An 11,652-nucleotide genomic window follows, 5' to 3' on the forward strand; every position below is an offset into this window, starting at 1 on the left:
GGAACCCCATGATGAGCAACGCTTCGCTTCTGATTTTGCCCGGTGACGGGATTGGCCCCGAGGTGATGACCGAGGTGCGCAAGGTTATCGACTGGTACGGTGCCAAGCGCGATCTCAATTTCGACGTGAGCGAGGATCTTGTCGGTGGGGCGGCCTATGACAGGCATGGAACGCCTCTGCACGACGATACGATGGCCAAGGCTCAAGAGGTTGACGCGGTCTTGCTGGGGGCCGTAGGCGGACCGAAGTACGACGCGCTCGATTTCAGTGTAAAGCCTGAACGGGGACTGTTGCGGTTGCGCAAGGAGATGGACCTGTTCGCCAACCTGCGCCCGGCGCAGTGCTTTGATGCATTGGCCGATTTTTCTTCACTCAAGAAAGACGTGGTTGCCGGGCTCGATATCATGATCGTGCGCGAACTTACGTCAGGCATCTATTTCGGAGAGCCGCGCGGCATCTTCAACGAAGGCAATGAACGGGTTGGCATCAACACCCAGCGCTACACTGAAAGCGAAATTGACCGCGTCGCGCGTTCTGCGTTCGAGCTTGCGCGGCGGCGTGGCAACAAGGTCTGCTCGATGGAAAAGGCCAACGTCATGGAATCAGGTATTCTGTGGCGAGAGGTCGTGCAGAAGGTGCATGACGAGGATTACCCGGATGTCGAGCTGAGCCACATGTATGCCGACGCTGGTGCCATGCAGTTGTGCCGCTGGCCCAAGCAGTTCGACGTGATCGTGACCGACAACCTGTTCGGCGATCTTCTATCGGACGCGGCGGCGATGCTGACCGGATCCTTGGGCATGTTGCCGTCTGCGAGCCTTGGCTCTCCGATGGAAAACGGTCGCCCCAAAGCGCTTTATGAACCGGTTCACGGGTCCGCGCCCGATATCGCGGGCCAGGGCAAGGCCAACCCGATTGCCTGCATTCTCAGCTTCGCGATGGCGCTGCGCTATTCCTTCGATCAGGGCGATGAAGCCGCGCGGCTCGAGGCGGCGATCGAGACCGTTCTGGCCGATGGTGCACGCACGGCAGACCTCATGGGCCCGGAAGACGGCACACCGATGTCCACGTCCGAGATGGGCGATGCGATCATCTCAGCGCTTGACGCCAGCCTGTAACGCTAGGGGCCAGTGATGTCATCGAACGTCAAAGGTGCATTGCTGGCCCTTTTTGCCTTCGGGTTGTTTTCGACCCACGACATTTTCATCAAGACGCTTGGCGCGCATTATTCACCCGTCCAGATCGTGTTTTTCAGCGTTCTGCTGAGCTTTCCCTTGGCGACGATCATGCTTATGCGCGACGCCAAGCCCGGAACCCTTCTTCCGGTGCATCCGTGGTGGATGGCGGTGCGCACGCTGGGCGGCGTTATATCAGGAGTGTCGGCATTTTACGCCTTTGCGCATCTGCCGCTCACTCAGACCTACGCCATCTTGTTCGCCACGCCGATCCTGATCACCGTATTGTCGATCCCGATCCTCGGCGAAACAGTGCGTGTGCAACGCTGGTTGGCGGTTATCGTGGGTTTGGCAGGTGTGATGGTCGTGCTCCGGCCTGGCTCGACGGATCTCACTCTGGGCCATGCGGCTGCCATTGCGGCGGCCTTTGCCGGAGCCTTCGCGTCAATCGTTGTGCGCAAGATCGGTGCCGAAGAACGAACGCTCGTGATGCTGTTGTACCCGATGATGGGCAACTTCATCGTGATGGGAGCAGCGCTGGGGTTCGTCTACAAACCCATGCCAGTCGAACATCTGGGAATGCTGGCGATCATCTCAATCCTGGCATGGATCGCGGCGCGCTTCATCATTGCGTCCTACCGCACCGGTGAGGCTGCGATTGTCGCGCCGATGCAATATTCGCAGATTCTCTGGGCGACGGTCTATGGTCTGATCTTTTTCGGCGAAACGCCCGACGTCTATACGATGGTCGGTGCCGGCATCATCATCTTGTCGGGCGTGTTCATCGTGTTCCGTGAAAGTCGGGTCGGTGCGTCACGCAATACACCCGTGTTGCGTACCCGCACCCGCATCGGCACTCCATCGACCTTGCGGTTGAGCGGGTTGATGACCTCGGGGCGCTTTCGCGACAAGGACAAGCCAAAGCCCGACGCCTAGAGTTTTGCAACCGCTGGCCGGCCAGTCTTGCAAAACAAGGCTTGTCAAAGCCGCGGCTGCGCAGTACTCCGGCGCACACGGTCGGGCTGTAGCGCAGCCTGGTAGCGCACCTGCTTCGGGAGCAGGGGGTCGGAGGTTCGAATCCTCTCAGCCCGACCAATTCTTAACCTTCGATCAGTATCATCAGCGCCCCAAAGCGGGAATCGCTCGGCCTTCTGGTCAGCGCGATCTAGGTCCGCGGTGCGATCAGATTTGCCATCAGGCGAAATGCGCCGGGGACGAGGTTGGCCATCTGGTGATGCAGGATCAGGCTGCAATGCGTATGGCGGCCCTTGCCAATCTCGGCTGTCACAAGCGCGCCTTTCAAGGGCTCCTCTTCCGGGTCTGACATGGACAGAAGCGGCACAAAGGCCGCATCCCAGCTCTTGGCAAAATAAAGACCGCGTTCCTTGACCCAGCCCTCCCAATCGTCTGCCGTGATTTCATTCGGAGTTTGCAAGATCGGATGGTATTGCAACTGTGTCACCTCGGCCTGAGCGTCCGTCACGCGCCAGCGCAGCGAAGGCTGGCCAATCTCGAGCCGTTCGGGCGGTACTGCGTCCGGGTCCCAGTTATCACAAGGCCGGTGATAGAGCGTCAAAAGTGTGCCGCCGTCGCGCACCCATGTGTGCAGGCGCGGCATCTCGCTGACCAAGCCGTCGCGGAACCGCAAGGCAAAGATGCCGATGACGATGGTGTCAAACTCCGCCAACGCGCGTTCGCTGTTGATCTGGTCATCCGTCAGGTCGGTAACATCGGCCCCCATCGCACTAAGCCAATGCGCGACACCATCGTGGCCACTGCCGATATAGCCGACCTTTCCTTCCGGTACGGCTACGTCCAAAACACGCACGCGCAAGGCCGCCGGATTGGCGAAAGCTGTGGGGTCGATATGCTCATACGCGATCCGCCGTTCGGTCATGGCCGGATAGGGGCCGACGAATAATGGCAGCGTGTAAAGACCAGGCGCGGTGTCCTTGGGGAGGGTCACTCTCACGCCGCCTTCGCAAACGTCGCTTTTCCAGTTTTCCGGCAGATCGAACGTCACTTTGTTGCCTGCCGGGCTGACATCTCCGATCGCGATCGTCAGGGCGCGCTGATCCGTGTTGAGGTTTACCAAAGCCGAATCCGGGGCCATGAAGGCCACGCGATCAGGAAGCATCACCGGCGGTTCGCGCATGGGCAGGGCGACGCTGGTTGTCCCAAACGTCAGCGACAGGCAAGGAGCCGGCGGGTTGGCCGGGTCATATTCGGTGCGATAGGGATCGGTGACATTGGCGGCGCGCGTGGTCGTTAGCTCATCGTCCTCGTGTTGCCAGCCGACCGGCAGATCAAGCGTGAGCGTCGCGTCGGCCGCATCGCCGGGATCGAATTCAACGGTCAGCGGCGTGCTGTCACCGGGGCGCAGCCAGGTGGCGTCTGTGTGTGCGCTCGCCTCTATGCCGAGGGCAAGGCGCAGGACATGGGACAGTTGCGTTTCCTTGTCGCTCAGCCGGTGCTCGATCTCCGGCGGGCAGTCGTCAAGGACGCGTTGCACGTGTCTCAGTGCGGTTTGCGCGGTTGCGGCCATGTGGGTGAAGTTGGGAAAAGCAGACACTGTTTCGGTGATATAGCCATGCGCGGCAAGCAGGTCTTCGCGCAGGTCAGGGGCCAATTCGACCAGATCGGCCAACGTTTGCGGCAAGCCGGAGGTCAGTGCGGTATCCGGCCCGCTCACATGGGTCTGCGCCAGATGCAGCGGCCAATCGGGGCCGGGGCCAGCGGGAACCCAGCGTCCCATGCCCTGCGTGCGGTGCGCGGCGCGCGACATCTGGCCAATGCGCGCATAGCTCCAGCCGCTGACCGGATCCTTGCCCGCACCATCCACGGTGAGGGTCGTTTCAGGGGGCGGCAGATCGTCGTCATACGCCTGCCCCGCGCCGGACCATGCGGGCAGGTAAAGCTTGCTGATCTGCCAGACAGGTAGATTTGACGAAAACTCTGGGTCGGCGGCAGCCTGCATCACCTCTATGGCAGCCTGCGTCATGGCGCGGTGGTGGCCGTGCTGACCGGGCACGTCAAGAAATGTCGGAAGAAGGATATCGGGGCGGTCAATGCGGATGATCTCGACAAAACGATGCAGCAAGTGATCGCGGTCCCAGATCTCCATCGTTTCATCACCGCTCTTGGAGAAACGGAAATCGGTGATCGTGTCGTCGGGAGAGGTGCCGAGCCAGTAAAGCCGCATGTTGAGTAGGTCGCAGGCGCGCTCCATCTCGCGTGTGCGCAACGCCCCAAGAGCGGGGCCGTTCTCGGTGCCGATATCGTTTTGTCCGCCTTCGCCGCGGGTGGAGCACGCATAGCTGAGGCTGATTCCGTCGCGCAGTGCGACCGCGGCAAGCAGCGCGGTGGTTTCGTCGTCAGGATGCGCCCCGCTGTTCATCAGGCGCACCACGGAGGTCAGCGGACGCAGCGCCCACCAGAGATCGAGCACACGAGGGCGCATCCGGGTCTCGTTCAGACGGGTTTGGTCGGGGGTGGACATTGCATACCTCGCAGCGTCAGGGACGATTTCAGGATCGGTCAGGCGCGCGGCGATTGCAACCGACGGCTCGCGCATATCGCTCGATCTGCGAAAAACCGGGTTTGGGGTTGGCAGCGGGCGCATTCAGCATAGAGTGAGATCAGCTATTTTGTCCGAACAGGGAGGGTTCAATGACATATTTCAAGCTCAAGACAATGGCCGTCGCCAGTGCTGCTGCACTTCTGGCCAACAGTGCAAGCGCGGTAGAGATCGAATACTGGCAGTATTTCTTTGATGCGCGCGTCGCCGCGATGGAAACGCTGATCGAGAATTTTCAGGAGGCAAACCCCGATATCACGGTCAAGATGACCCATTTTCCCTATGCCGACTACCGCACCAAGGTCGCCGCCGCGATTCCGGCGGGTGAGGGGCCGGACGTCGTGCAGCTGTTTTATGGCTGGCTGAATGACTACGTCGCCGCCGAGTTGATCCAGCCTTTGCCCGCAGACGTGTTTCCCGCCGACAAGATCGACGCGGAGTTCTTTCCGATGGTGCAGGCGATGAAGGAGGGCGATCAATACTGGGCGTTGCCGACAGCGGTTCGCTCGCTGGCGCTGTTTTACAATGAACGCCTGATGGAAGAAGCCGGAGTCGAACCACCTACCACGCTCGACGAATTGATGACCGCCGCCAAGGCAATGACCAAGCGCGACGGCGCAGGGAACCTCACGCAAGTGGGTCTGACCGCCGGAATGACGGCGCAGGACCACCACTGGTGGCGCGAAGGTCTGGTGCGCCAGTTCGGCGGCGAACCTTATACCGACGACTACAAGACGGTGAATTACAATTCGGAGGCCGGTCTTGAGGCGCTGAAATACTACACCAGCCTGTTCATGGGCGATGACGCGGTCACCTCGGTCGGGTTCATGGACGAGCCGCAGGCGGCCTTCAAGGCGGGACGTGCCGGGATGCATATTGACGGTTCGTTCCGCATAGGCGCGCTGGATGACACGCGCGGGCTCAAGTGGGGAGTGACCGAGTTGCCCGCAAACGATGATGGCATGCGCTCAAACTACTCATCCTACTGGGTCAACGCGATCACCTCCAAGGCCGAGGGCGAAAAATATGACGCAGCGGTCAAGTTCATGGACTATATCACCTCCGACGAGGCAATGCAGATCTGGCTCGATACGGTGGGTGAGCTTCCGGCGAAACCCTCGGTCGGGATGACGGACGAAAACGCCAACGACCCGGTGTTCGGCCCGTTCATTCGCGGTCTGGAATACGCACACACCACCAAGTTCGTGGATGAAAGCGCGCAGCGCCAGCAAATGGTCGAGATGGTAGAACGCATGACCCTGCAAGACATGAGCGCCGAAGACAGCCTGGCCAAGGCTGCCGAGGCAGAGCAGAAGATCCTCGACGATTACTACAACAGCGCGAACTGATCGCGACGTTCGCAAGCCCCGGCTTCACATCCAGAGCCGGGGCGTTCTCATGTTCGGACACCGCCATGTATCGCAACCTGACCATCCGACAGAAACAGATCGTTTGGGCCTGGGCCTTCCTGGCGCTGCCGATCCTGTTCTATTCGGTGATCCGGTTCTACCCAACCGGCAACGCGATCCTCATCAGCTTTCAGGAATGGAACCTCTTGGGAAGCCGGACATGGACGGGCCTTGATAACTACCAAAAGCTGTTTGCCGATCCTGTGTTCTGGAAGGTGTTCAGGAACACCTTTGTCTATCTGCTTCTCGGCACACCGATCAGCCTGATCGTGTCGTTTGTGATCGCCTACCACCTTGATCAGGTGCGGTTCATGCACGGCTTTCTGCGGATGCTCTATTTCCTGCCATTCATGACCAGCGCGGTGGCGATGGCTTGGGTCTGGCGCTGGTTTTACCAGCCGGTTCCGGTGGGGCTTTTCAACAACGCGCTGGCCAGCCTTGGCATCCCGCAATTCCCGTTCCTTCAATCGACAACCTGGGCGCTGCCCGCGGTTCTTGCCCCGGCGGTCTGGGCGGGCTTGGGCTTTCAAGTGATCATCTTCATGGCCGGGCTGCGCGCCATACCGCGCAGCTATTACGAGGCCGCGCGCATCGACGGTGTGTCAAGCTGGACGGTGCTGTGGGAAATTACGCTGCCACTGTTGAAGCCGACAATCGTGTTCATCGTGGTGTTTTCCTCCATCGGATTCCTGCGCATTTTCGACCATGTCTTCAACATGACGACGAACAATCCCGGCGGGCCGCTCAACAGCACCAAGCCTCTCGTGCTGATGATCTATGAGACCGCATTCAGTTCGTTCGACATGGGCTATGCGGCGGCGCAGACCGTGGTTCTGTTTCTTGTGCTGTTGGTTGTCAGCCTCGTGCAGCTTCGCATTCTGAGGGACAGCTAGATGACCGCCACCGAAATCCGCCCCACCACGGATGCGCTACTCAACACCGAGGCACCGAAAAAGCCCGCCAATATGGGCCAGATCCTGCGCTGGATGCTGCTGTTTCTGGGTGGCGTGGCGATGGTGATGCCGATTGCCTACATGATCTCTACGTCGCTGAAATGGCCGCACGAGGTCTACAATCTCAAGCTCATTCCGGATGAACCGCATATCGAGAACTACACCTATGTGCTTGAAGACGGGCGCTTTTACTGGTGGTTTCTCAACTCGATGGTGATCGCGGTTGTGACGACGATCTGCAACGTGATCTTTGACAGTCTTGTCGGCTATACGCTGTGCAAGTTCCGGTTTCCGGGCCGCTATATCATCTTCATCGCGATCCTGAGCACCTTGATGATCCCGACCGAAATGCTGGTGATCCCGTGGTATCTGATGAGCCAGCAGTTCGGCTGGCTCGACACCTACTGGGGCATCATGTTTCCGGGTTTGATGACCGCATTCGGCACCTTCCTGATGAAACAGTTCTTCGAAACCGTGCCCGACGATTTCATCGAAGCGGCGCGGATTGACGGGCTGAATGAATTGCAAATCTGGTGGACCGTAGCGATGCCGCTGGTCAAACCGGCATTGGCGGCGCTGGCGATCTTTGTCTTTCTGGGCAATTGGACGGCGTTCATCTGGCCTCTGATCGTGACCAATTCGGTCGAGATGTACACGCTGCCTGTCGGCCTTTCGTCCTTCGGCGATGAGGCGGATGTGGCGTGGGAACTGATCATGACCGGAGCCGCAATCTCGACCATCCCGACGCTGATCGTGTTCCTGATCTTCCAACGCTACATCATTCAGGGCGTGGTCATGGCGGGGCTCAAGGGATGATCGGCGGTTCTATGCCAGCGGCTGTGTTGGAGTATGTCTTGAGAGAAGAAGCATGGAGTGCCGCGTATGACCGATCATAGCGTCTTTCCCGATCCGACCTATCGCGACACGGTGCTGACGCCGCTCTTTGAGGGGGTAAAGACGCATTTTGCTGGCCACATGGGCGCGATCAATCGGGCGCATCTGGTGATGCTGTCGGAGACGGGCATCCTACCGCCTGACGATGTGCGTTCCATCGCGCAGGCGCTTGCCGCGATCGAGGCGGATACCGAGATTGCGTCACTTGAATACACCGGCGAGCATGAGGATTACTTTTTCCTTGTCGAAGCCGAACTGAAACGCCGTCTGGGCGATTTGGGCGGTGCGCTGCACACCGCACGGTCGCGCAATGACATGGATCACACGCTGTTCAAGCTGGCGCTACGGGGCAGAGCGGGGGCTTTACTGGATCATGCGTTGACCTTGACGGACGCGTTGATCGCAAAGGCCGAACTGGAGAAGGCGACTCTGATTGTGGCCTATACTCACGGCCAGCCCGCGCAGCCGACGACTTACGGCCATTATCTCGGGGCCGTCATCGAGGTGCTCTTGCGCGATATAGCGCGGCTCAATGCAGCTGCCGACGGGCTGGAGCATTGCCCGATGGGTGCGGCGGCGATCACGACCAGCGGTTTTCCGATTGACCGTGCGCGTGTGGCCGCGCTGCTGGGATTCGAAGGGCCGCTGCTCAATTCCTATGGCTGCATCGCATCGGTGGATTATGTCACCGCGCTTTATTCCGCGATCAAGCTGATGTTTCTGCATCTGGGCCGCGTCATTCAGGACATGCAATTCTGGACCGCGTTCGAGGTGGGGCAGCTTCATGTGCCCGACAGCCTTGTGCAGATCAGCTCGATCATGCCGCAAAAGCGCAATCCGGTGCCGATCGAGCATCTGCGCCATCTTGCCAGCGCCACCGTCGGCCATTGCGACACGATCACCAACGTGATGCACAACACGCCGTTCACCGATATGAATGACAGCGAAGGCGAGGTTCAACAAACCGGCTATGCCGCGTTCGCCAGCGGCGAGCGGGTGCTGCAGTTGCTGACGGCTCTCATTCCGGCCTGTTCCATCAATGCCGACAGGGTGCGGCGCACGAGCGATGCGGCCTGTATCACGATCACCGAACTGGCTGACACCTTGGTGCGCGACGAAGCGCTGAGCTTTCGCGCCGCACACGAGATTGCCGCCGCGACCGCCAAGGCGGTGATTGCCGAAGGCGCGCCTTTGGGCCAAGGCTATACGGCCTTTCGAAAGGCCTTTGGCGCGGCAACGGAACGTTCGCCGAAACTGGACGAGGCGGCGTTCCAAACTGCGGTTGCGCCGGAAACGTTCGTCGCCCGTCGTGACCGCGAGGGTGGACCTGCCGAAGCTGCGCTGACGTCTGCGCTGTCGAGCTATCGCGACACTGCGAAGGTCGAGCGTGCAAATTTGCAAGCGCGGCAAGGTCGACACCAAACCGCCCAACAGGCTCTGAATTCCGCGTTTGACGCGCTTCTTTGAAGGACGACACATGGCCGATCTCGCGATCCGCAATCTGGTGAAACGCTATGACAAGACCGAGGTGCTGCACGGCATCAGCCTTGAGGTCGAGGATGGCGAATTCGTCGTGTTCGTCGGGCCGTCGGGATGTGGCAAATCCACCACTTTGCGCTTGATCGCCGGTCTGGAGGATGTGAGCGGCGGCGAAATCCTTATCGGCGGTCGGGTGGTCAACAATCTGGAACCGAAAGAGCGCGACATCGCGATGGTGTTTCAGAATTACGCGATCTATCCCCACATGACCGTGCGCAAGAATATCGGGTTCGGTCTGCGCACGTCCAAGATGTCCAAGGCGGACAAGGAAGCGCGGATCGAGGAAGTTGCCGGCATTCTGGGCATGACCGATCTTCTGGGCCGCAAACCCAGCCAACTGTCCGGGGGGCAGCGCCAGCGCGTCGCCATAGGCCGCGCGATGGTGCGTGATCCTGCGGTGTTCCTGTTTGACGAGCCTTTGTCGAACCTAGATGCACAATTGCGCACCCAGATGCGCCTCGAGATCAAACGTCTGCACCAGCGCGTCGGCAACACGATCATCTTTGTCACCCACGATCAGGTCGAGGCGATGACGATGGCGAACCGTATCGTGATCATGAAAGACGGTCATATCCAGCAGGTCGGAACTCCGGCAGAGGTATATCACCAGCCGGCCAATACCTTTGTCGCCCGCTTCATCGGTGCGCCGTCGATGAACATGCTGACAGGCACGGTGGTCGGCTCCAAATTGCGTTTGGCGGCGGGCACGGAGATTGATTTGAATGTGGCATTGCCGGAAGGGCGCGATGTCATCCTGGGCGTGCGTCCGGAGGATCTCCACCCCGGCGACGGGCCGGAATTGGTGCGTGGTCCGGTCTTGGTGCAGGAACCGCTTGGACATGAAACACTGATTTACGTGGGCGTCGAGGGGCAGGAGATCATCGCCAAGGCAGACGGCCGCACGCCGCCCGCTGTGGGGCAGGAAGTGACGCTGACGGCAGAAAAAGAGAACCTGCACCTGTTCGATGCGCAGTCCGGAACCGCGTTGCCCTAAGCGGGGATGACCGCCCACCGGATCGCATACGCCACCACGGCCAGAGCGGCGACGCTCGCCACCCAGATCAGCACGAACCAACCAACGCGCCTCATCCACATCAGTGATACCCTTCCTTGGGGTCGACCTTGCCGCGAAACACCCAATAGGCATAGCCGGTATAGATCAGGATCACCGGCAGTAGAACCAATGTGCCGATCAGCGTGAACAGCAGGCTGCTGTCGGGCGCTGCCGCCTCTGCGATGGTGAGGCTGGGCGGAACGATATGTGGATAAAAGCTGATGCCGATTCCTGCAAAGCCCAGCACGAAGAGCGCCAGAGCGGAGAGAAACGGTGAAATGTCGCGCTCGTCACGCAATCCGGTAAAAAGTCGCCAGACCGCCAGCGCGATCGGGATCGGCACGAGCAGGCTGAACCCCATATACGGCCAAGTGAACCACCGCACCCAATATTCGGGATCAAGGAAGGGCGTCCAAATGCTGACCGCAGCCATCGCAATGACGGTTGCGATACTGGTTGTAAAAGACAGGCGTCGCATCTGATCCTGTATCCGGCCAGTCAGCTTCATGTTGAGCCACGTCGCGCCCAGCATCGCATAACCGACCACGACGGCGAACCCGGTCAGCACTGAGAACGGTGTCAGCCAGTCCCACGCGCCGCCGACATAGGCCCGGTCCTCGATTGCGATCCCCTGCACCAGCGCACCGAGCGCAAGGCCTTGGCAGAACGCGGCCAGAAACGAACCGACAGAAAAGCCGAAATCCCAAACCTTGCGCAGTCTTTTCGTGCGCCAGCGGTACTCAAACGCAACCCCGCGAAAGACCAGCGCCAGCAGCATCACAATGATCGGAATATACAATGCAGGCATGACCACCGCATAGGCGAGTGGAAACACTGCGAACAAGCCGCCGCCGCCAAGCACCAGCCAGGTTTCGTTGCCGTCCCACACGGGTGCGATGGAGTTCATCATCACGCTGCGATCGGCCTCTTCCTTGGCCACGGGAAACAGGATGCCGACGCCGAGATCGAACCCGTCCATGATGACATAGACCAGGACGGCAAAGGCGATGATGCCGGCCCAGATGAATGAAAGCTCCAATCCAATCATCGC

The 11,652-nt window shown here is 59.9% G+C and carries 10 protein-coding genes and 1 tRNA gene; 8 read left to right on the forward strand and 3 right to left on the reverse strand.

From position 1 onward, the window contains the following. Positions 1-11 precede the first annotated feature (11 nt). The 3 genes from leuB to ACGKZZ_RS01515 all read left to right on the forward strand — a co-directional run bounded on the left by leuB (position 12) and on the right by ACGKZZ_RS01515 (position 2,270). Positions 12-1,118 carry a 3-isopropylmalate dehydrogenase gene (gene leuB, locus ACGKZZ_RS01505; RefSeq protein WP_411222188.1) on the forward strand — a complete coding sequence of 369 codons (1,107 nt, stop codon included), beginning with the start codon at positions 12-14 and terminating at the stop codon, positions 1,116-1,118. Between the two features lie 15 nt (positions 1,119-1,133). Then, the gene (locus ACGKZZ_RS01510) at positions 1,134-2,111 is read left to right on the forward strand and encodes a DMT family transporter (protein WP_411221661.1); all 978 of its coding nucleotides are present in this window, start codon (positions 1,134-1,136) and stop codon (positions 2,109-2,111) included. Between the two features lie 82 nt (positions 2,112-2,193). Beyond that, a tRNA-Pro gene (locus tag ACGKZZ_RS01515) sits at positions 2,194-2,270 on the forward strand. 70 nt (positions 2,271-2,340) lie between these two features. On the opposite strand, the gene ACGKZZ_RS01520 is transcribed toward ACGKZZ_RS01515, so the two are convergent. Further along, positions 2,341-4,749, reverse strand: a complete 2,409-nt coding sequence (locus ACGKZZ_RS01520; protein WP_411221662.1) for a PIG-L family deacetylase — start codon at positions 4,747-4,749, stop codon at positions 2,341-2,343. A gap of 95 nt (positions 4,750-4,844) precedes the next feature. Here ACGKZZ_RS01520 and ACGKZZ_RS01525 point away from each other — a divergent pair, with 95 nt between their 5' ends. From ACGKZZ_RS01525 to ACGKZZ_RS01545, 5 genes are all read left to right on the forward strand, one after another. Continuing rightward, positions 4,845-6,101, forward strand: a complete 1,257-nt coding sequence (locus tag ACGKZZ_RS01525; RefSeq protein WP_411221663.1) for an extracellular solute-binding protein — start codon at positions 4,845-4,847, stop codon at positions 6,099-6,101. 65 nt (positions 6,102-6,166) lie between these two features. Further along, positions 6,167-7,054 carry a carbohydrate ABC transporter permease gene (locus ACGKZZ_RS01530; protein ID WP_411221664.1) on the forward strand — a complete coding sequence of 296 codons (888 nt, stop codon included), beginning with the start codon at positions 6,167-6,169 and terminating at the stop codon, positions 7,052-7,054. Continuing rightward, positions 7,055-7,930, forward strand: a complete 876-nt coding sequence (locus tag ACGKZZ_RS01535; protein WP_411221665.1) for a carbohydrate ABC transporter permease — start codon at positions 7,055-7,057, stop codon at positions 7,928-7,930. 66 nt (positions 7,931-7,996) lie between these two features. Beyond that, positions 7,997-9,475, forward strand: coding sequence for an argininosuccinate lyase (gene argH, locus ACGKZZ_RS01540; protein ID WP_411221666.1), 1,479 nt, complete (start codon positions 7,997-7,999; stop codon positions 9,473-9,475). 10 nt (positions 9,476-9,485) lie between these two features. Next, entirely contained in the window at positions 9,486-10,541 is a 1,056-nt protein-coding gene (locus ACGKZZ_RS01545; RefSeq protein WP_411221667.1) for an ABC transporter ATP-binding protein, read from the forward strand. On the opposite strand, the gene ACGKZZ_RS01550 is transcribed toward ACGKZZ_RS01545, so the two are convergent. Together ACGKZZ_RS01550 and cydB are read right to left on the reverse strand one after the other, a co-directional pair. Continuing rightward, positions 10,538-10,642: a DUF2474 family protein gene (locus tag ACGKZZ_RS01550; protein ID WP_411221668.1), complete on the reverse strand. Its 105-nt coding sequence runs from the start codon at positions 10,640-10,642 to the stop codon at positions 10,538-10,540. The two genes, ACGKZZ_RS01545 and ACGKZZ_RS01550, sit on opposite strands and share 4 nt — an antisense overlap. Continuing rightward, positions 10,642-11,649 (reverse strand): cytochrome d ubiquinol oxidase subunit II, encoded by a 1,008-nt coding sequence (gene cydB, locus ACGKZZ_RS01555; RefSeq protein WP_411221669.1) that lies wholly within the window; start codon positions 11,647-11,649, stop codon positions 10,642-10,644. The genes ACGKZZ_RS01550 and cydB overlap by 1 nt, the downstream gene beginning before the upstream one ends. Positions 11,650-11,652 lie beyond the last annotated feature (3 nt).

The organism is Marivita sp. S2033, from assembly GCF_046592965.1.
GTDB lineage: Bacteria > Pseudomonadota > Alphaproteobacteria > Rhodobacterales > Rhodobacteraceae > Marivita.